The 19,452-nt window shown below is 66.3% G+C and carries 16 protein-coding genes; all 16 read left to right on the forward strand.

Annotation, left to right across the window (positions count from 1 at the left end; genetic code table 11):
• Positions 1 to 24: 24 nt before the first annotated feature.
• Positions 25 to 1,698, forward strand: a complete 1,674-nt coding sequence (gene fadD, locus GGD90_RS12360) for a long-chain-fatty-acid--CoA ligase FadD (RefSeq protein ID WP_153117283.1) — start codon at positions 25 to 27, stop codon at positions 1,696 to 1,698.
• A gap of 404 nt (positions 1,699 to 2,102) precedes the next feature.
• Positions 2,103 to 3,203, forward strand: a complete 1,101-nt coding sequence (aroC, locus tag GGD90_RS12365; RefSeq protein ID WP_153117282.1) for a chorismate synthase — start codon at positions 2,103 to 2,105, stop codon at positions 3,201 to 3,203.
• A 30-nt stretch (positions 3,204 to 3,233) separates the two neighbouring features.
• Positions 3,234 to 4,454: an MFS transporter gene (locus GGD90_RS12370; RefSeq protein ID WP_153117281.1), complete on the forward strand. Its 1,221-nt coding sequence runs from the start codon at positions 3,234 to 3,236 to the stop codon at positions 4,452 to 4,454.
• A 203-nt stretch (positions 4,455 to 4,657) separates the two neighbouring features.
• The gene (leuC, locus tag GGD90_RS12375) at positions 4,658 to 6,076 is read left to right on the forward strand and encodes a 3-isopropylmalate dehydratase large subunit (RefSeq protein ID WP_153117280.1); all 1,419 of its coding nucleotides are present in this window, start codon (positions 4,658 to 4,660) and stop codon (positions 6,074 to 6,076) included.
• 19 nt (positions 6,077 to 6,095) lie between these two features.
• On the forward strand, positions 6,096 to 6,221 hold the full coding sequence (locus tag GGD90_RS12380) for an entericidin A/B family lipoprotein (protein ID WP_153117279.1): 126 nt from the start codon (positions 6,096 to 6,098) through the stop codon (positions 6,219 to 6,221).
• Entirely contained in the window at positions 6,221 to 6,862 is a 642-nt protein-coding gene (gene leuD, locus GGD90_RS12385; RefSeq protein ID WP_153117278.1) for a 3-isopropylmalate dehydratase small subunit, read from the forward strand. Before GGD90_RS12380 ends, leuD begins: the two co-directional genes overlap by 1 nt.
• Positions 6,863 to 7,011: 149 nt before the next feature.
• The gene (gene leuB / locus GGD90_RS12390; protein WP_153117277.1) at positions 7,012 to 8,076 is read left to right on the forward strand and encodes a 3-isopropylmalate dehydrogenase; all 1,065 of its coding nucleotides are present in this window, start codon (positions 7,012 to 7,014) and stop codon (positions 8,074 to 8,076) included.
• Positions 8,077 to 8,219: 143 nt separating this feature from the next.
• Positions 8,220 to 9,350: an aspartate-semialdehyde dehydrogenase gene (gene asd / locus GGD90_RS12395; protein ID WP_153117276.1), complete on the forward strand. Its 1,131-nt coding sequence runs from the start codon at positions 8,220 to 8,222 to the stop codon at positions 9,348 to 9,350.
• Between the two features lie 247 nt (positions 9,351 to 9,597).
• On the forward strand, positions 9,598 to 12,726 hold the full coding sequence (locus GGD90_RS12400; protein ID WP_184415158.1) for a FimV/HubP family polar landmark protein: 3,129 nt from the start codon (positions 9,598 to 9,600) through the stop codon (positions 12,724 to 12,726).
• Between the two features lie 101 nt (positions 12,727 to 12,827).
• Positions 12,828 to 13,430 carry a CbiQ family ECF transporter T component gene (locus GGD90_RS12405; RefSeq protein ID WP_184415159.1) on the forward strand — a complete coding sequence of 201 codons (603 nt, stop codon included), beginning with the start codon at positions 12,828 to 12,830 and terminating at the stop codon, positions 13,428 to 13,430.
• 8 nt (positions 13,431 to 13,438) lie between these two features.
• The gene (gene truA / locus GGD90_RS12410) at positions 13,439 to 14,236 is read left to right on the forward strand and encodes a tRNA pseudouridine(38-40) synthase TruA (RefSeq protein ID WP_153117273.1); all 798 of its coding nucleotides are present in this window, start codon (positions 13,439 to 13,441) and stop codon (positions 14,234 to 14,236) included.
• Positions 14,237 to 14,240: 4 nt separating this feature from the next.
• Entirely contained in the window at positions 14,241 to 14,861 is a 621-nt protein-coding gene (locus tag GGD90_RS12415) for a phosphoribosylanthranilate isomerase (RefSeq protein WP_153117272.1), read from the forward strand.
• Positions 14,862 to 15,074: 213 nt separating this feature from the next.
• Complete coding sequence (gene trpB / locus GGD90_RS12420) at positions 15,075 to 16,280, forward strand: tryptophan synthase subunit beta (RefSeq protein WP_153117271.1); 1,206 nt, start codon at positions 15,075 to 15,077, stop codon at positions 16,278 to 16,280.
• Positions 16,281 to 16,297: 17 nt separating this feature from the next.
• Positions 16,298 to 17,110, forward strand: a complete 813-nt coding sequence (trpA, locus tag GGD90_RS12425) for a tryptophan synthase subunit alpha (protein WP_153117270.1) — start codon at positions 16,298 to 16,300, stop codon at positions 17,108 to 17,110.
• A complete protein-coding gene (gene accD, locus GGD90_RS12430) occupies positions 17,107 to 17,979 on the forward strand; it encodes an acetyl-CoA carboxylase, carboxyltransferase subunit beta (RefSeq protein WP_153117269.1) in 873 nt (290 codons plus the stop codon). Before trpA ends, accD begins: the two co-directional genes overlap by 4 nt.
• Positions 17,980 to 18,026: 47 nt before the next feature.
• Entirely contained in the window at positions 18,027 to 19,415 is a 1,389-nt protein-coding gene (gene folC / locus GGD90_RS12435; RefSeq protein WP_153117357.1) for a bifunctional tetrahydrofolate synthase/dihydrofolate synthase, read from the forward strand.
• The last annotated feature ends 37 nt before the right edge of the window (positions 19,416 to 19,452 follow it).

The following is a 19,452-nucleotide window of genomic DNA, read 5'->3' on the forward strand; positions in this document are numbered from 1 at the left end:
AAAAACCGTATCAGGAGGAGACAGATGGAAAAAGTGTGGTTGAAGAGCTACCCGGAAGGCGTTCCCGCCGAGGTTGACGTCCACGAATTCAAGTCGCTTGGTGCGCTGGTCGACAACAGCGTGAAGCATTATCGCGAGCGCATTGCCTATATCAATATGGGCGCGACGCTGACTTACGGACAGCTTGACGAACTGTCGCGGCAGTTCGGCGCCTATCTGCAGTCGGTACTCAAACTGCCGCGTGGCGCGCGCATCGCGATCATGATGCCGAACGTGCTGCAGTACCCGGTGGCGATGATCGGCGCGCTGCGTGCCGGTTACGTCGTGGTGAACTGCAATCCGCTGTACACGCCGCGCGAGCTTGAACACCAGCTCAAGGATTCGGGCGCCGAAGCGATCGTCATCCTCGAGAATTTCGCGCAGACGCTGCAGCATTCGATCGCCGGCACCGCTGTCCGGCATGTGGTGATGGCGCGCATGGGCGACCTGTTCGGCTTCCCGAAGGGGGCGTTGGTCAACTTCGTCGTCAAATACGTGAAGAAGATGGTACCGGCCTGGCATCTGCCGCAAGTCACCAACTTCAACGCGGCGCTGGCACGCGGCGCTGCGGCGAAGCTGCAGCCGGTGGAGATCGGGCACGACGACATCGCCTTCCTGCAATACACCGGCGGCACCACCGGCGTGTCCAAGGGCGCCATGCTGACGCACGGCAACATCCTCGCCAACCTGACGCAGGCGCACGCGTGGATCAAACCGGCGGTGCGCGAGGGGCAGGAGCTGGTGGTGACGGCGCTGCCGCTGTATCACATCTTCGCGCTGACGGCGAACTGCTTCACCTTCATCAAGATCGGTGCGACCAATCTGCTGATCACCAACCCGCGCGACATTCCGGGTTTCGTCGGCGAAATGGCGAAGTACCCCTTCTCCGTGCTGATCGGCGTCAATACCCTGTTCAACGCGCTGCTCAACAACGCGGCGTTCACCGCGCTCGACTTCAGCAACCTGAAAGTGACGCTGGGCGGTGGCATGTCGGTGCAGAAGGCCGTTGCTGATCGCTGGAAGAAGGTGACGGGCAAGCCGCTGCTCGAAGCCTACGGCCTGACCGAAACCTCGCCGGCGGCGACGATCAATCCGCTCAATCTCCCCGATTTCAACGGCACCATCGGCCTGCCGATTTCGTCGACAGAGGTGGTGATCCGCGACGACGACGGTCACGATCTGCCGCTCGGCAAACCCGGCGAACTGTGTGTGCGCGGCCCGCAGGTGATGAAGGGCTATTACCAGCGCCCCGAGGAAACCGCGCGCGTGTTCATGGAAGACGGTTTCCTGCGTACCGGCGACATCGCGGTGATGGACGACCGCGGCTTCGTGCGCATCGTCGACCGCAAGAAGGACATGATTCTTGTCTCCGGTTTCAACGTCTATCCGAACGAGGTCGAGGACGTCGTCGCCCTGCATCCGGGCGTGCTCGAGGTAGCGGCGCTCGGCATTCCCGACGAGCGCTCGGGCGAAGCGGTGAAAATCTTCGTGGTGAAGAAGGATCCGGCGCTGACCGCGCAGGAGCTGATTGCCCACTGCCGCGAGAGTCTCACCGGTTACAAGGTGCCGCATTTCGTCGAGTTCCGCGACGAACTGCCGAAGAGCAATGTCGGCAAGATCCTGCGTCGCGCGCTGCGCGACGATGTTCCTGCCGCCTGATTCACGACGCATCTGCGCAGCCAGGCAAGTCCGCGCCCCGTCGATTGCATGATCGTCGGGGCGTTTTTACGTCCGTGTCGTGAGAGCGGCGCCACAATGCTCTCGGCATTGCTCGCCAGCCCGTGGGAGTCCTGCTAGCTGCCGGCGGCAGGGGGTTCAGCCTTGCCGCTCAGCGCCTGCCGCCGCGGGCGCCGCCCTTGTCCCAACCGAAGCGAACGCGGCGCGCCCAGCGCGCCGGCGCCGCCGAGGCCGGAACAGGCGTCGACGCTGCGTCTGCTGCCGATGGTCGTTTGCCGGCACGCCCGATGGCAGGCGTTGGCGCGGCAGGTGGGCTTTTGCGTTTGCCGGTCGTCATGATCGGCCATGGTACACTTTCCCTTCTTCCCAACGCCCGTGGAATCGCCATGTCAGGCAACAGTTTCGGTCTCCTCTATTCGGTCAGCTCTTTCGGCGAGTCGCACGGTCCGGCGATCGGTTGCGTCGTCGACGGTTGTCCGCCGGGGCTGGAGCTTGCGGCGGCGGACATCCAGGTCGAACTCGACCGGCGCAAACCCGGCGGTTCGCGTCACGTCACGCAGCGACGCGAGTCCGACACGGTCGAGATCCTCTCCGGCGTTTTCGAGGGGCGCACCACCGGCACGCCGATCGGTCTGCTGATCCGCAACGAAGACCAGCGCAGCCGCGACTACGGCAACATCTCCGAGACCTTCCGCCCCGGGCACGCCGACTACGCCTACACGCAGAAGTACGGTTTCCGCGACTATCGCGGCGGCGGCCGTTCGTCGGCACGCGAGACGGCGACGCGCGTGGCCGCTGGCGCGATCGCGCGCAAATGGCTGAAGGAGCGCTACGGCGTCGTCATCCGCGGCTGGATGAGCCAGCTCGGGCCAATCAGCATTCCTTTCGTCGACGCGGCGGTGATCGACGACAACCCCTTCTTCGCGCCGAACGCGGCGATCGTTCCCGAACTCGAGGCGTACATGGATTCGCTGCGCAAGTCGGGCGATTCGGTCGGCGCGCTGATAACGGTCACTGCCAGCGGCCTGCCGCCGGGCTGGGGCGAGCCGGTGTTCGACCGCCTCGACGCCGACATCGCGCACGCGCTGATGGGAATCAACGCGGTCAAGGGCGTCGAAATCGGCGCTGGATTTGCGTCGGTGGCGCAGAAGGGCAGCGAGCACGGCGACGAGATGAGTCCGGCCGGCTTCCTCTCCAATAACGCCGGCGGCATCGTCGGCGGCATCTCGACCGGGCAGGACATCGTCGCGCGCATCGCGCTGAAGCCGACGTCGAGCATCCGCCTCGAACGGCAGTCGGTGAATCTCGCCGGCGAGGCGTCGACGGTGGCGACGCACGGCCGCCACGACCCTTGCGTCGGCCTGCGCGCAACGCCGATCGCCGAAGCGATGCTGGCGCTGGTGCTGATCGACCACGCGCTGCGCCAGCGCGCGCAGTGCGGCGATGTCGTCTGCGCAACGCCGCGCCTGCCGTCGTCGGCGGCCTGATCCGCACGGCTCACACCCGCTGTCGTCACTTTGTCCGCGCTGCCCTACTGGCGACTGTCCAGCTACTACTTCTTCCACTTCGCCTTCATCGGCGCCTTCTCGCCGTATTTCGGCCTTTACCTGAAGTCGCTGTCGTTCTCGGCCTGGGACATCGGTCTGGTGATGTCGCAGATGCAGCTGATGCGCATGTTCGCGCCCTATCTTTGGGGCGCGCTCGCCGACCGGCAGCCGCGGCGCACGCCGATCATCCGCCTGGCGGCGGCGATCAGCCTGGTTTCCTTTGTCGCCTTCTTCTTCACCACCAGCCTCGGCGGGCTGCTGGCGGCGATGGCGATGCTTGCGTTCTTCTGGAGCGCGGCGCTGCCGCTGGTCGAGACGCAGACCTTCGACCACCTGCGCGACGATCCGGCGCGCTACAGCCGTATCCGCGTGTGGGGGTCGATCGGCTTCATCGTTGCCGTTGTCGGCGTCGGTGCGTTACTCGAAAGCTGGCCGATCGGCAACCTGCTGTGGATGCTGCTGGCGACGCTGCTCGGCATCATGGCCTGCGCGCTGCTCGTCCCCGAAGCGAAGTCGCACGGCACGGCCAGCCAGCCGGCGCCGCCGCTCGCCGCCATCCTCAGGCAGACGCGCGTGCGCGCCCTGCTTGCCGCGTGTTTCGCGATGTCGGCGGCGCACGGCGCGTATTACGTCTTTTACTCGATCCATCTCGCCGGCAACGGCTACTCGACTTCGCTGGTCGGCGGTCTGTGGTCGCTCGGAGTACTCGCCGAGATCGGCGTGTTCATGGTGATGGCGCCGCTGCTGCGCCGCTTCAGCCTGCGCTCCATCCTGCTCGTCTGCTTCGCGGCAGCGGCGCTTCGCTTCGTGATGATCGGCTGGGGCGTCGACAGTTTCGCCATCATTTTCGTCGCGCAGCTGCTGCACGCGCTGACCTTCGGTGCGCATCACGCGGCGGCGATCGCCGCGATCAACCGCTGGTTCCCCGGCCGCGCGCAGGGGCGCGGACAGGCCCTCTATTCGAGCCTTTCCTTCGGCGCCGGCGGCCTGCTCGGCGGTCTGCTCAGCGGCTGGACCTGGGACGCGCTCGGCGCCGGCATCACTTTCAGCCTTGGCTCGCTGTTTGCGCTCGCCGGTTTTGCGCTCGTCTGGGTCGGCGTGCGTGAAACCCGGGAAGAGGATTCCAGCGCCGCCGGCGCGAAAGAAGTCGCCGCAGCTGTGCCGTCGCCGCTGCCGCCCGCAGAAAGCTAGCGAACGTTCTTTGCAGCGCGCCGCTTCATGTTGCAGCGCGGCGGCGCCAGTGGCGACGGGCGATTCGCCTGTCGTCGGGCGGCTGACAGCAGCATTGGCGCTGTGACATAATCGGCCGCTTTCGCTCCGGCCTTCGGCAGCTTTTCTCGCCGCTGCCGGAAACTCCGTCCAGCATTTTCAGTTACGCGTTCCGGGCTGATTCCATGTCGCAAAATTCGCCGCAAACCCTCTACGACAAGCTCTGGCAGAGCCATGTGGTACTCGAGCAGGACGACGGGTCCGCGCTGATCTACATCGACCGTCACCTGATCCACGAAGTGACCAGCCCGCAGGCCTTCGAAGGCCTCAAGCTGGCCAAGCGCCAGCCCTGGCGGATTTCGTCGGTCGTCGCCACCGCCGACCACAACACGCCGACCAACCACTGGGAGCGCGGGATCGAGGACCCGGTGTCGCGTCTGCAGGTCGAGACGCTCGACGCCAACATCAACGAGTTCGGCGCGCTCGCCTATTACCCGTTCAAGGACGCGCGCCAGGGAATCGTGCACGTCGTCGGTCCGGAAAATGGCGCGACGCTGCCGGGAATGACCGTCGTCTGCGGCGACTCGCACACCAGCACGCACGGCGCTTTCGCCTGCATGGCGCACGGCATCGGCACCTCGGAAGTCGAGCACGTGCTGGCGACGCAATGTCTGGTGCAGAAGAAGTCGAAGACCATGCTGGTGCGCGTCGAGGGCCAGCTGCGCCGCGGCGTCTCGGCCAAGGACATCGCGCTGGCGGTGATCGGCAGCATCGGTACTGCCGGTGGCACCGGCTACGCGATCGAGTTCGCCGGTAGCGCCATTCGCGCGCTGTCGATCGAAGGCCGCATGACCCTTTGTAATATGGCGATCGAGGCCGGCGCGCGCATGGGCTTCGTCGCCGTCGACCAGACCACCATCGATTACCTGAAGGGCCGCCCGTTCGCGCCGAAAGGTGATGACTGGGAGCGCGCCGTCGCCAGCTGGCGGCAGCTCACGAGTGACGAGGGGGCGCGTTTCGATCAGGTGGTCGAGCTGCGCGCCGAAGCGATCGACCCGCTCGTCACCTGGGGCACCTCGCCGGAGATGGTCGTGTCGGTGAAGGGCCGCGTTCCCGATCCGGCGTCCTTCGCCGATCCGGTCAAGCGCGAGGGCGCCGAGCGCGCGCTCGCCTACATGGGCCTCGCGCCGAACCAGTCGGTCGAGAGCATCGCCATCGACAAGGTGTTCATCGGCTCGTGCACCAACTCGCGCATCGAGGATCTGCGCGCCGCGGCCTGCGTGCTCAAGGGCCGCCACATCGCTGCCAACGTCAAGCTGGCGCTGGCCGTGCCCGGTTCCGGTCTGGTCAAGCGCCAGGCCGAGGCCGAGGGGCTCGACAAGGTCTTCGTCGCCGCCGGTTTCGAGTGGCGCGAACCCGGCTGTTCGATGTGTCTGGCGATGAACGCCGACCGGCTGGAGCCGGGCGAGCGTTGCGCGTCGACCTCGAACCGCAATTTCGAAGGTCGCCAGGGCGCCGGTGGGCGCACGCATCTGGTCAGTCCGCAAATGGCGGCGGCGGCGGCGATCGCCGGCCGCTTTGCCGATGTCCGTGAAATCGTCTGAAATCCGAAAGGAGGCACATATGAGCCGCATTACTGCATTCATCCTCGTTGCGCTGGCGATCGCCGCGTCGGCGTGCAACACCGTCCAGGGCCTGGGCAAGGACATCGAACGCGGCGGACAGGCGATCGAAAAGGTAGCCCGCTGATGGAAGCTTTCGTTCGCCTCAACGGGCTGGTGGCGCCGCTCGACCGCGCCAACGTCGATACCGACGCGATCATCCCGAAGCAGTTCCTCAAGTCGATCAAGCGCTCGGGATTCGGCCCCAACCTGTTTGACGAGTGGCGTTACCTCGACGTCGGTCAGCCCGGTCAGGAGAGTACGCACCGTCCGCGCAATCCGGATTTCGTGCTCAACCAGCCGCGCTTCCAGGGCGCGCAGATCCTGCTCGCACGCAAGAACTTCGGCTGCGGCAGCTCGCGTGAGCATGCGCCGTGGGCGCTGCTCGACTTCGGTTTCCGCGCCGTCGTCGCCGAGAGCTTTGCCGACATCTTCTTCAACAACTGCTTCAAGAACGGCATCCTGCCGATCACGCTGCCGGCCGCCGAGATCGACGCGCTGTTCGCTGCCGTCAGCGCTACGCCCGGCTACCGGCTGCTGATCGATCTCGAACGGCAGCTGATCGAGCGGCCTGATGGCATCTCGCTGCCGTTCGCCATCGACGCTTACCGCAAGGAGCGTCTGCTCAACGGCTGGGACGACATCGGCCTGACCCTGCGCCACGCCGACATCATCCGCGAGTTTGAGGAACGTCGGCGGCGCGAACAGCCCTGGCTGTTCTGCGGCTGACGCGTAATTCCGTCGCCGTGCCTCGGCACGGCAGGCCGGCGCCCGTGGGCGCCGGCGTTTTCTGATCGCCGCCGGCACGTCCGGCGGCCGGACTGGCCGCAGGGCCGGTTCGTACCCATGCGCCAGCGGCGCCCACATCGAGGAATGAAATGAAGATTTGCGTATTGCCCGGCGACGGCATCGGTCCCGAAATCATGGCGCAGGCGCTGCGCGTGCTGCGCGCGCTCGACCTCGATTTCAGCTTCGAGGAAGCGCTGCTCGGCGGCTGTGCCGTCGACGCCACCGGCGATCCCTTCCCGGAAGCAACGCGCCGTCTGGCGCTGGAGTCCGACGCGGTGCTGCTCGGCGCCGTCGGTGGCCCGCAGTGGGATACGCTGCCGCGCGAGCAGCGTCCGGAGCGCGGCCTCCTGGGCATCCGCAAGACGCTGGGCCTCTTTGCCAACCTGCGTCCGGCGATCCTCTACCCCGAGCTCGCCAATGCCTCGACGCTGAAGCCCGAGGTCGTCGCCGGGCTCGATATCCTGATCGTGCGCGAACTGACCGGCGACATCTACTTCGGCCAGCCGCGCGGCATCGAGCTGCGCGATACGGGCAACGGCAATGAGCGCGTCGGCTACAACACGATGATCTACAGCGAGTCGGAAATCCGCCGTATCGCCAAGGTCGCCTACGAGGCGGCGCAGAAGCGCAACGGCCGCCTTTGTTCGGTCGACAAGATGAACGTGCTCGAATGCACGCAGTTGTGGCGCGACATCGTCAGCGACATGGCGCGCGACTACCCGGACGTTCAACTCTCGCACATGCTCGTCGATAACGCGGCGATGCAGCTGGTGCGCAACCCGAAGCAGTTCGACGTGATGGTCACCGGCAACATGTTCGGCGACATCCTCTCCGACGAAGCCTCGATGCTCACCGGTTCGATCGGCATGCTGCCCTCGGCCTCGCTCGACGCCAACAACAAGGGACTCTACGAACCCTCGCACGGCTCGGCGCCCGATATCGCCGGCCAGGACAAGGCCAACCCGCTGGCGACGATCCTCTCGGCGGCGATGATGCTGCGCTACACCTTTGCGCAGGAAGATGCCGCGCAGCGCATCGAGAACGCGGTGAAGACGGTGCTGGCGCAGGGCTATCGCACCGGCGACATCTACGAACCGGGAACGACGCTGGTCGGCACGCGCGGCATGGGCGACGCCGTCCTCGCCGCGCTGTAGGCGAAAACCGCTTTCCTGCGTTACACGTAGACAGGGTCGGGCGCCAGCCCGACTCTCCCTCCGAATGAACGAATCGGCGGCCCGCGCGCCCAAATGCGCAGGAGCCGCCGTGGCGATGCGAAGAAAGTGACACGAAGATGGCAATGACAAAGTTGGGTCTGGTCGGCTGGCGCGGCATGGTCGGCTCGGTGTTGATGCAGCGCATGGCCGAGGAGGGCGACTTCGCCCACGTCGAGCCCTTCTATTTCTCGACCTCGGCCGCCGGCAGCGCGGCGCCCGCCTTTGGCGGCAAGGTCGGTGGCGTCCTGCACGACGCGGCGTCGATCGATACGCTGAAGGCGATGGAGATCATCATCACCTGCCAGGGCGGCGACTACACCAAGGAGGTGTTTCCGAAGCTGCGCGCAGCCGGCTGGAAGGGTCACTGGATCGACGCGGCATCGACGCTGCGCATGGCCGACGATGCGGTGATCGTCCTCGACCCGGTCAACCTCGACGTCATCAAGGCGGCGCAGGCGCGCGGTGTGAACAACTGGATCGGCGGCAACTGCACCGTCTCGCTGATGCTGATGGGCCTCGGCGGCCTGTTCCGTGCCGACCTCGTCGAATGGGTGTCGGCAATGACCTATCAGGCGGCGTCGGGCGCCGGCGCGCAGAACATGCGCGAACTGCTGGCTCAGATGGGTGCGCTGCACGACGCGGTGAAGGCCGAACTGGCCGATCCGGCGTCGGCGATCCTCGACATCGACCGCAAGGTCGCGGCAACGATGCGTTCGGCCGACTTCCCGACGAAGAACTTCCGCAATACGCCGCTTGCCGGTAGCCTGATTCCGTGGATCGACGTTCCCGTCGCCGACGGCCAGTCGAAGGAAGAATGGAAGGGCGGCGCCGAGTGCAACAAGATCCTCGGCCGGCCGCCATTCCGCAGCGCCGGTTCGATCCCGATCGACGGCCTGTGCGTGCGCATCGGCGCCATGCGCTGCCACTCGCAGGGCCTGACCATCAAGCTGAAGAAGGACGTGCCGCTGGCCGATGTCGAAAGCCTGATCGCCGCCGCCAACCCGTGGGTCAAGGTTGTCCCCAACGAGCGCGAGATCAGCGAGCGCGAGCTGACGCCGACCGCCGTCACCGGCACGCTGGGTGTTCCGGTCGGCCGCCTGCACAAGCTGGCGATGGGCCCGGAGTATCTCGGCGCTTTCACCGTCGGCGACCAGCTGCTGTGGGGTGCTGCCGAACCGTTGCGGCGCATGCTGCGCATCCTGCTCGACGCCTGAACGCGCCGCGCGTAACTCCGCGACGAAAAAAACCGGGGCATGCCCCGGTTTTTTTCGTCGCATCGTCGCAACATCAGAAGCAAGTTTAGCTTGCAAGCCTAACTTCATGATGTTATTTTGAATATTCCAAATGGACCTTTGGGGTGGCGCCGTGGCCCAACCATCAAAACCTGCACTCAGCACGCTTAAATTACGCGCCTCGACACTGGTGCTGGCGACCTGTCTCGGATTCGCGGCGCCTTCCTACATGGCGCATGCAGCCGGCCTCGGCAAGGTCAATGTCTTTTCCGCCCTCGGCCAACCCTTGCGCGCCGAAGTCGAACTGTCGGCCACGCGCGAGGAACTCTCGGGGATGAAGGCGCAACTTGCGCCACAGGACGCCTTCAAGCAGGCGGGGCTCGACTACGCGACGACGCTGCTCGGCATCAAGTTCGTCATCGACAAGCGGCCCAACGGCCAGCAGGTGATCAAGCTGTCCACCGAACGTCCGGTCAACGATCCGTTCATCGACCTGCTGCTTGAGCTCAACTGGCCGGCTGGCCGACTGGTGCGCGAATACACCTTCCTGCTTGATCCGCCGGAACTCGCTGCGGCGGCGACGCCGGCGCCAGTCGTGCCGGCGGTGACGCGTCCTGCCGAGAGCACGCTTGCGGCGACGCCGGCTGCCAGGCGTTCGCCAAAGGTCGCGGCGGCGTCCGCGCCTGCTCTCGAAAAACCGGCGCCGGCGGCGAAGAAGCCCGCGCCTGCGCCAGCAGTTCGTGCCGAAACACCGGCTCCCGCCGCCACGGGCGATACCCGCGAGATCAAGCAAGGCGAAACGCTGCGCCGTATTGCCAGCGAAACCAAGCCGGAAGGCGTCTCGCTCGAGCAGATGCTGGTCGGCCTGTTCCGCAGCAATCCCGATGCTTTTGACGGCAACATGAACCGCATGCGCGCAGGTCGCATCCTCAACCTGCCCGATGCCGAAGGTGTTGCCGCGCTACCCGACGCCGAAGCCAAGAAGATCGTCGTCGCCCAGTCGGCCGACTGGAATGCCTACCGGCGCAAGCTCGCCGGCCTCGCCGCGCAATCGACGGCGAAGGACGATTCCGGCCGGCAGGAAACCGGTGGCCGCATCACGGCGAAGGTCGAAGACAAGGCAGCTCCCGCGGCGCCGAAGGATCGGGTGAAGGTATCGAAAGCCGAAGCGAGCGGCGGTCGCTCGGCCGCAGCGGAAGAAGAAATCATTGCCCGTGAACGGGCGCTCAAGGAAGCCAACGAGCGCGTCGCCTCGCTGGAGAAGAACGTTAACGACCTGCAGAAGCTGGTCGAGCTAAAGAATCAGAGCCTCGCCGACCTGCAGAAGCAGGCGGCGGCAAAGTCCGCGGCGCCTGCAGCAGCGCCGGTTGAGGCGAAGAAGCCGGAGGCGGAAGCGAAGCCGGTGGTGAAGCCCGAAGCGAAACCTGAAACGAAAGCAGAGCCCGCGCCGCTTGCCGCAGCCGACAAGCCGCTCGATGTGCCCAAGCCGGAGTCGGCCACCCCAGCTGGCGATGCCAAGCCTGAACTGAAGGTCGAGGAAAAACCTGCCGAGCCGGCGCAAGCGGCCGAAGCGCCGAAGCCGCGCCCGAAGCCGGTGATTCCGCCGCTCGAGGAAGAGCCCGAGGAAGAGTCCTTCTTCAGCGAGTTGCTCGGCAATCCGATGGCAACGACCGGTGGCGGCGGCATCGCCGTTCTGCTTGGCCTCTACCTGCTTTACAAGCGGCGCCAGAGAGCGGCGGCCGAGGAGGCAGCGCCGGCGGCTGCGGCGCCGGTGACGCTGTCGCAGCAGAGCGGCGGGCTTACCGCCAATTCGGTGTTCCGCGCGACGGGCGGACAGAGCGTCGATACCTCGAATACGCCGGCACAGACCGATTTCAGTCAGGCCGGTCCCGGCAGCATCGATACCGATGAAGTCGACCCGGTCGCTGAAGCCGATGTTTACATGGCTTATGGACGCGATGCCCAGGCCGAGGAGATCCTGCTCGAAGCCAAGCAGAAGGATCCAAAGCGTCATGCGATCCATCTGAAGCTGCTCGAGATTTACGCCAACCGGAAGAACGTCAAGCAGTTCGAGACTCTGGCGACCGAACTCTATGGTGAGACCGCCGGGCTTGGTGCCGATTGGGAGAAAGCGGCGGCAATGGGCGCCCGCCTTGATCCGCAGAATCCGCTGTTCGGCAACGCTGCCCAGGCTGCGGCAGGTGCTGCCGCACCGGTGGTGCCAGCACAGCGCGTCAAGGATACGGTGATGATGCCCGGCCGGCTGGCGCAGATGGCGACCGAAGCGAGTGCGGCAAACGCCGCTCCCTTGCTCGAACCGCTGATCGCCGTGCCGGCGCTCAGGCTGGACGATGCGCCGGCGGCTGGTAACGACGAGGCAACGCAGGTCGTCGCAGCGTCTGCCGCCAGTGAGCCTTTCGCCGAGCCGGCACTCGACTTCTCTTCGGACTTCGCGACGGATACCGCTGCCAAGCCGAGCGAAGACGCAATGAGCCTCGATTTCGATCTGGGTCTCGGCGATACCGCCCTCAGCGCTGCGCCGCTGGCCGAGCCTGCGCCGACGGCGGCAGAAGAAGAGCTCGAGATCGGCGCGCTCGATTTCGATCTGGCGGCACCGCTGAGCACCAACGAGACGCTGGTCGCGCAAGCGCCGGCCGCATCCGTCGAGGACGCGCTCGAAATCGATTTCGAGTTGTCCGAGCCGGTGCCGGAAACGACCACAGCGGAAACTGCCGCGCTTGATCAGGCACTGGATTTCGATTTCGGCCTGGCCTCGGAAACTGGCGCAACGGCGCCGGCGCCCGCCGAAACAGCGCCGGCCGCGGCGTCGAAGGCGGTGGTAGAGGCCAAGGAAAGCAAACCGATCGAGCCTGACGAGAGCGCGCTGGAGTTCGATGTGCATCTCACCGAGTCGACGGTTCTCGGCCAGCCGATGGCTTCGCCGAGCTTCGACATGTCGTCGATCAGTCTTGACCTTGACGAGCCGCCGCTTGAACTTGCCGCTGAACCGGCGGCAACGCCGGCACCAAGCGAACCCGCGATCGATCGCTTCGAGGTCGATACTCTCGTCAATGCCGATTTCCTCAGTTCGCAGGTCGAAACGGTGGTCAATCCGCAGTTTGCCAGCGAAGCGCCCGATCTCGATCTGGCGCCGGAAATCGACTTGTCGAGCGAGGTGCCGCCTGGCAGCGACGAACCCGCCAGTGAAGAAGCAGCGACCAAACTCGATCTGGCCAAGGCCTACGAGGAAATGGGCGATCTTGAAGGCGCGCGTGAACTGCTGCAGGAGGTGCTCGGCGAGGGTAACGCCGAGCAGCGCGAAACGGCGACGACGATTCTCGCGCGCATCGCCGGTTAAGCCATCCCGGCAAGGCGGTGTGCCGGCGCGACGGCTGCAGGTAAAATGCGGGCCGCGACTCTGCAAGGAGTCGCGGCCTTTCCTTTTTGCTGGCTGACTCCTTGACTCTTCCCGTTCTGCATCCTGCGGTACGTCTTGCCGGCTGGTTGCTGGTGCTGCTTGCCATCCAGCGGCTCGCCGGCCTGCCATTGTTCGTCGCGCTGGCGGCGACGGCGCTGCTCGGCCGCGCGATCCTCGCGCGGGCGGCACGGCTGATCCGGCGCACGCGCTGGCTGCTGCTGTCGTTGCTGATCGTCTTCGCCTGGGGCGTCGCTGGCGATCCGCTGTGGCAGGGCTTCGCTGCGCCGACGCGCGAAGGCCTGGAAGAGGCGGCGACGCAGGTCGGACGTTTGCTGCTGGTGCTTGTCGCCGTTGCCGCCTTTCTCGAAACGATGCCGCTCGGCAGCCTGCTCAGCGGCGCACGCCGCCTGCTGCAGCCTTTGCGCCGTGCCGGCATCGACGCCGATCGTGGCGTCATCCGCCTGATGCTGGTCCTGCGCTACGCCGAGGCGCTGCCGCGCCCGCGTGACTGGCGCACGTTGCTTGCTGCGCCGGCCGTGCCGGTGAGCGAGAGCGTCGAACTCGACGACGCGCCGCTGGCGCCGCTCGACCGCGTGCTGCTGCTCGCCGGTGTCGCGGCATTTGCCGCGATCATTCTCGTCTAGGGCCGGCGATGCGTATTGCACTGGGGATCGAATACGACGGGAGTTCCTTCTGCGGCTGGCAGAAGCAGCCCGGCGGCGGCAGCGTGCAGGACGAGTTGCAGACGGCGCTCGGCAAGCTGGCCGGTGTGCCGATCGAGGTTGTCTGCGCCGGGCGGACCGACGCCGGCGTGCACGCGACCGGGCAGGTGGTGCATTTCGACGCGCCGGTCAGCCGTTCACTGACCGCCTGGTGGCGCGGCACCAACACCTTTCTGCCGGCGAGCGTCGTCGTGCGCTGGGCGCAGCCGACCGCCGACGATTTTCATGCGCGCTTCAGCGCGCATGGCCGCCGTTACCGCTATCTGTTGCTCAACCGGCCGCAGCGGCCGGCGATCTGGCACGGCCGTGCCGGCTGGCACTACGCGCCGCTCGATCTGGCGGCGATGCAGGCCGGCGCCGCGCAACTGCTCGGCGAACACGATTTCTCGAGCTTTCGCGCTGCCGAATGCCAGGCGCGTTCGCCGGTCAAGCTGGTGCGCCAGGCCGAGGTGCGCCGCTGCGGCGATTTCATCGTCTTCGACTTTGCCGCCGGCGCTTTTCTGCATCACATGGTGCGCAACATGGTCGGCAGCCTGGTCTATGTCGGCCTCGGCCGCAGGCCGCCGGAGTGGATCGGCGAACTGCTCAGGGTCTGTGACCGGCGGCTGGCGGCGCCGACTTTCGCCGCCGCCGGCCTCTATCTGGTCGGCGTCGATTACGATCCGGTATGGGGGCTGCCGAACAATGAGGTAGCGCTGCCGGAACTGCCGGACTTCATCGGGGCTTGAGTTCATGCATACACGCATCAAGATCTGCGGGCTGACGCGCAGCGAAGACGTCGAAGTGGTCGCCGACGCCGGCGCCGACGCGGTCGGTTTCGTCTTCTATCCGCCGAGCCCGCGCTACGTCACGCCGGCACGCGCGGCCGAACTGGCGCGTTCGCTGCCGCCCTTCGTCAGCGTCGTCGGTCTCTTCGTCAATGCCGACGCCGACACGGTGCGCCAAGCGCTGGCGAGTGCGCCGATCCACTTGCTGCAGTTTCATGGTGACGAGGACGACGCTTTCTGCCGGCAGTTCGGGCGGCCCTTCATCAAGGCGGCGCGCGTGAGGCCGGGACTGGATTTGCTACAATACGCGGCCGCTTTTCCGTCGGCGCAAGCGCTCCTGCTCGACGCCTTCGTCGATGGCTATGGCGGCGGCGGTGCGGTCTTCGACTGGTCGCTGGTGCCCGCGGCGCTGTCGCGTACGCTGGTGCTGTCGGGCGGACTCGACGTCGATAACGTCGGCGAGGCCATTCGCCGGCTGCAGCCGGCCGCGGTCGATGTGTCGTCGGGCGTCGAGGCGGCGAAAGGCATCAAGGACGCCGCCAAGGTGCGCGCTTTCGTCGCGGCTGCGCGCGCGGTAGATTTATAAGTATTTGAATATGTTGATTTATTTCTCTGCCGGCGGCAGCGTCGGGCAGGGAGATGAAAGGGGTTTCATGCGCAGGTTTTCCGGCGGCCGGACACGCAGGTGCTGGCGGCGTTTTGCAGCAAAGCACACCTGAGAACCGGGTCGTGGCGATCTCGGTATCGCCGCCGCACCCGTTTCCGGATTTTTGACTGCCCACGCTCCAGGAGAAACCGCATGACCAGCACCGCTTACGACCTGCCCGACGCCCGTGGCCACTTCGGCCCCTACGGCGGCGTCTTTGTCGCCGAAACCCTGATCGGCGCGCTTGACGAACTGAAGAACGCCTACGCCGCGGCCGCCGCCGATCCGGCCTTCGCCGCCGAATTTGCCTACGAACTGAAGCATTACGTCGGCCGCCCGAGCCCGATCTACCACGCCCGTCGCCTTTCCGAACGCTGCGGTGGCGCGCAGATCTATCTCAAGCGCGAGGACCTCAACCACACCGGCGCGCACAAGGTGAACAACTGTATCGGCCAGGCGATGCTGGCGCGGCGCATGGGCAAGAAGCGTGTCATCGCCGAAACCGGCGCCGGCCAGCACGGCGTTGCCACGGCCACCGTCGCCGCGCGCTACGGCATGGACTGCGTCGTATACATGGGTTCCGAGGACATGCGCCGGCAGGCGGCCAACGTCTATCGCATGAAGCTGCTCGGCGCCGAAGTGCGCCCGGTCGAAAGCGGCTCGAAGACGCTCAAGGACGCGCTCAACGAAGCGATGCGCGACTGGGTGACCAACGTTTCCGACACCTTTTACATCATCGGCACTGTCGCCGGCCCCCACCCCTACCCGATGATGGTGCGCGACTTCCAGTCGATCATCGGTCAGGAATCGATCGAGCAGATGCCCGAACAGATCGGTCGCCAGCCCGACGCGGTGATCGCCTGCGTCGGCGGCGGCTCCAACGCCATGGGCATCTTCCATCCGTACATCCCGTATGCCGGCGTGCGGCTGATCGGTGTCGAGGCGGCCGGCGATGGCGTCGACACGGGCCGGCACGCGGCCTCGCTCACCGCCGGGCGTCCCGGCGTGCTGCACGGCAACCGTACCTACCTGCTGCAGGACGACAACGGCCAGATCATCGAAACGCATTCGATCTCGGCCGGTCTCGACTACCCGGGCGTTGGTCCCGAGCATGCCTGGCTCAAGGATTGCGGTCGCGCAGAGTATGTCACCGTCACCGACAGCGAGGCGCTCGCTGCTTTCCACGAACTGTGCCTGCTCGAAGGCATCATCCCGGCGCTCGAGTCGAGCCACGCCATCGCCTATGCGACGCGTCTGGCGTCGACCTTGCCGGCTGACCAAGTCCTGCTCGTCAATCTGTCCGGACGCGGCGACAAGGACATGCATACCGTCGCCGAAAAATCCGGCATCCGCTTCTGATCTCCACTGGCGCCGTCATGTCGAAAATACAGGCAACCTTTGAACGTTTGCAGGCGCAGGGCCGCAAGGCGCTGATTCCCTTCATTACCGCCGGCGACCCCGATCCGGCACTGACCGTCACGCTGATGCACACGCTGGTCGAGGCGGGCGCCGACATCATCGAACTCGGCGTTCCCTTCTCCGATCCGATGGCCGACGGCCCGACCATCCAGCGCGCTTCCGAGCGGGCGCTGGCCAAGGGCGTCAGCCTTCGCCAGGTGCTCGAATATGTGGCGAATTTCCGTGCCGACAATCGCGAAACGCCGGTCGTGCTGATGGGGTACGCCAATCCGGTCGAGGCGATGGGTATCGAGGCTTTCGCCGCCTGCGCCTACGACGCTGGCGTCGACGGCGTGCTCCTCGTCGACTACCCGCCGGAAGAGAGTTCCGCCTACGTCGACGCCATGCGCCGACACGCGCTTGATCCGATCTTCCTGCTGGCGCCGACCTCAAGCGAGCAACGCATTGCCGATGTCGGCCTTTACGCGCGCGGCTACGTCTATTATGTGTCGCTGAAGGGCGTCACTGGCTCGGCGGTGCTCGATGTTGCCGCCGTCGCGGCGCGCATCCCCGAGATTCGCGCGCGCACCGGCGTGCCGGTCGGCGTCGGTTTCGGCATCCGCGACGCGGCAACCGCCGCCGCCATCGCTGGTATCGCCGATGCGGTCGTCGTCGGCAGCCGCATCATCGAAGAAATCGAACAATCCGAACCCGATCAGGTGTGCGCCCGCGTGCGCGTACTGGTCGCTGAACTGCGTCGCGGCATTGATGCCGCCGGAGGAAAATCATGAGCTGGTTGAAAAAGCTGCTGCCACCGAAAATCAAGCGCGCCGAGCCCGGTGTTGCGCGGCGCTCGGCGCTGCCCGAAGGTCTGTGGAGCAAGTGCCCGTCGTGCGAAGCGGTGCTCTACGCCACCGATCTGGCGAACAACGCCAACGTCTGCCCGAAGTGCGCGCACCACAACCGCCTCGGTGCCCGTGAACGCGTCGATCTGCTGCTCGACGCCGAAGGGCGCTTCGAGATCGGCGCCGAAGTGCTGCCGGTCGATCCGCTGCGCTTCAAGGACAGCCGCCGCTATCCGGAGCGCCTGCGCGACGCGACCGAATCCTCGGGCGAAACCGATTCGCTGGTCGTCATGCAGGGAACGATCCGCTCGCTGCCGGCGGTGGTTGCCGCCTTCGAGTTCGATTTCATGGGCGGTTCGATGGGCTCGGTGCTCGGCGAGCGCTTCGTGCGTGGCGTGCAGACTGCCGTCGAGAACCGCATTCCCTTCATTTGCGTCACCGCCTCCGGTGGCGCGCGCATGCAGGAAGGGCTCTTCTCGCTGATGCAGATGGCCAAGACGACGGCGGCGCTGACGCGTCTTTCGCAGGTCAGGCAGCCGTTCATCTCGATCCTCACCGACCCGACCATGGGCGGCGTTTCGGCCTCGTTCGCCTTCGTTGGTGACGTGGTCATCGCCGAACCCGGCGCGCTGATCGGTTTTGCCGGCCCGCGCGTGATCGAGCAGACGGTGCGCGAGAAGCTGCCGCCGGGCTTCCAGCGTTCGGAATTCCTGATCGAGAAGGGCGCGCTCGACATGATCGTCGACCGGCGCGAACTCAAGGAGCGCGTGGCGAGCCTGCTCGCCCTGCTGCAGAAGCTGCCGGCCGCGGCGTGAGCGTCGATTCACCGGTGGCGCCTTCATCATCAGCGCCGCCCACCTCGCTGCCCGCCTCGTCGCCGACCTCGCCGCAGACACTCGCCGACTGGCTGGCGCATCTCGAAAGCCTGCACCCGCGCGGACAGGCCGGTATCGAACTGGGTCTCGAACGCGTCGTGCGCATGCGCGACGCGCTCGGCCAGGAGCCGTTCTGCCCGCTGATCATGGTTGGCGGCACCAATGGCAAGGGCTCGACCTGCGCCTATCTCGAAGCGATCTACAGCGCTGCCGGCTACCGCACCGGCTGCTACAGTTCGCCGCATCTGCTCGAGTACAACGAGCGCGTGCGCGTCGGCGGTGTGCCGGCGAGCGACAAGGCGCTGATCGACGCTTTCACTCGCGTCGAAGCGGCGCGGCAGGCGGCCGATGCGCTGCCGCTCACCTATTTCGAGTTCGGCACGCTGGCGGCGTGGGAAGTCTTTGCCACGGCGGCGGTCGATGTGCTGATCCTCGAGGTCGGCCTCGGCGGCCGGCTCGACGCGGTCAATACCTATACGCCCGATTGCGCGATCGTCACCGGCGTCGCGCTCGACCATACCGACTGGCTGGGGCCGACGCGCGAGGCGATCGGCCGCGAGAAGGCCGGCATCTTCCGCCCGGCAACGCCGGCGATCTGCGCCGACCCCGAACCGCCGCAGAGCCTGCTCGCGCATGCGCAGGAGATCGGCGCGCAGCTGTTGCTGATCGGCCGTGATTTCGGGCACTTCGGCGGCCAGTTCGGCGGTACTTCCGGCGCTGATCAGTCTCCGGCCGACAGCCGCACGCAATGGACTTACTGGCTGCGCGGGCAAGCCGGTGCCGCGGGTGACGCCATCCTGCGCCGCGGCGGGCTGGCGCCACCGGCCTTGCGCGGCGCACGCCAGCTCGACAACGCGGCGGCGGCGCTGACTGCCGTCGAACTGCTGCGCGAGCGTCTGCCGGTGTCGATGCAGGCGGTGCGCCGCGGACTGATCGAAATCGCGCTGCCCGGGCGTTTTCAGATCATTCCCGGGCGGCCGGCGCTGATTCTCGACGTCGCGCACAATCCGCAGGCCGCCGAAGGGCTGGCGCGCAGCTTGGGCTCGATGGGCTTTTTCCGGAACACGCTGGCCGTCGTCGGCATGCTCTCCGACAAGGACATCGCCGCGACGCTGGCGCCGCTGGCCGGCAAGGTCGATCGCTGGCTACTCGCCGATCTCGACGGCCCACGCGCGGCGCCGGCAGCGGCGCTGGCGGCGATGGTCAACGGTTCTACCAGTGCTGGCAAACTCGGCGGCGAAGTCGAATGCTTCGACTCGCCGGCGGCGGCTTATGCGCGTGCCCGCAAGCTGGCAGGTGAAGATGATAGAATCGTCGCCTTCGGATCGTTCCTCACCGTCGCTGCGGTGATGCGTGAACTCCAGCGTCTTCGCTGATTTTCCTGTTCAACGCGCTCCCGTAGATCACCGGATC

The organism is Rhodocyclus tenuis (genome assembly GCF_014197755.1).
Taxonomy (GTDB): Bacteria; Pseudomonadota; Gammaproteobacteria; order Burkholderiales; family Rhodocyclaceae; genus Rhodocyclus; species Rhodocyclus tenuis.

Excerpts from the sequence above, each read along its gene's own strand:
- truA (WP_153117273.1), top strand. The coding sequence starts at position 13,439 with ATGCGTATTGCACTGGGGATCGAATACGACGGGAGTTCCTTCTGCGGC.
- GGD90_RS12400 (WP_184415158.1), top strand. The coding sequence starts at position 9,598 with ATGGCGCATGCAGCCGGCCTCGGCAAGGTCAATGTCTTTTCCGCCCTC.
- asd (WP_153117276.1), top strand. The coding sequence starts at position 8,220 with ATGACAAAGTTGGGTCTGGTCGGCTGGCGCGGCATGGTCGGCTCGGTG.
- accD (WP_153117269.1), top strand. The coding sequence starts at position 17,107 with ATGAGCTGGTTGAAAAAGCTGCTGCCACCGAAAATCAAGCGCGCCGAG.
- GGD90_RS12415 (WP_153117272.1), top strand. The coding sequence starts at position 14,241 with ATGCATACACGCATCAAGATCTGCGGGCTGACGCGCAGCGAAGACGTC.
- leuC (WP_153117280.1), top strand. The coding sequence starts at position 4,658 with ATGTCGCAAAATTCGCCGCAAACCCTCTACGACAAGCTCTGGCAGAGC.
- trpB (WP_153117271.1), top strand. The coding sequence starts at position 15,075 with ATGACCAGCACCGCTTACGACCTGCCCGACGCCCGTGGCCACTTCGGC.
- GGD90_RS12380 (WP_153117279.1), top strand. The coding sequence starts at position 6,096 with ATGAGCCGCATTACTGCATTCATCCTCGTTGCGCTGGCGATCGCCGCG.
- aroC (WP_153117282.1), top strand. The coding sequence starts at position 2,103 with ATGTCAGGCAACAGTTTCGGTCTCCTCTATTCGGTCAGCTCTTTCGGC.
- leuD (WP_153117278.1), top strand. The coding sequence starts at position 6,221 with ATGGAAGCTTTCGTTCGCCTCAACGGGCTGGTGGCGCCGCTCGACCGC.
- trpA (WP_153117270.1), top strand. The coding sequence starts at position 16,298 with ATGTCGAAAATACAGGCAACCTTTGAACGTTTGCAGGCGCAGGGCCGC.
- leuB (WP_153117277.1), top strand. The coding sequence starts at position 7,012 with ATGAAGATTTGCGTATTGCCCGGCGACGGCATCGGTCCCGAAATCATG.
- fadD (WP_153117283.1), top strand. The coding sequence starts at position 25 with ATGGAAAAAGTGTGGTTGAAGAGCTACCCGGAAGGCGTTCCCGCCGAG.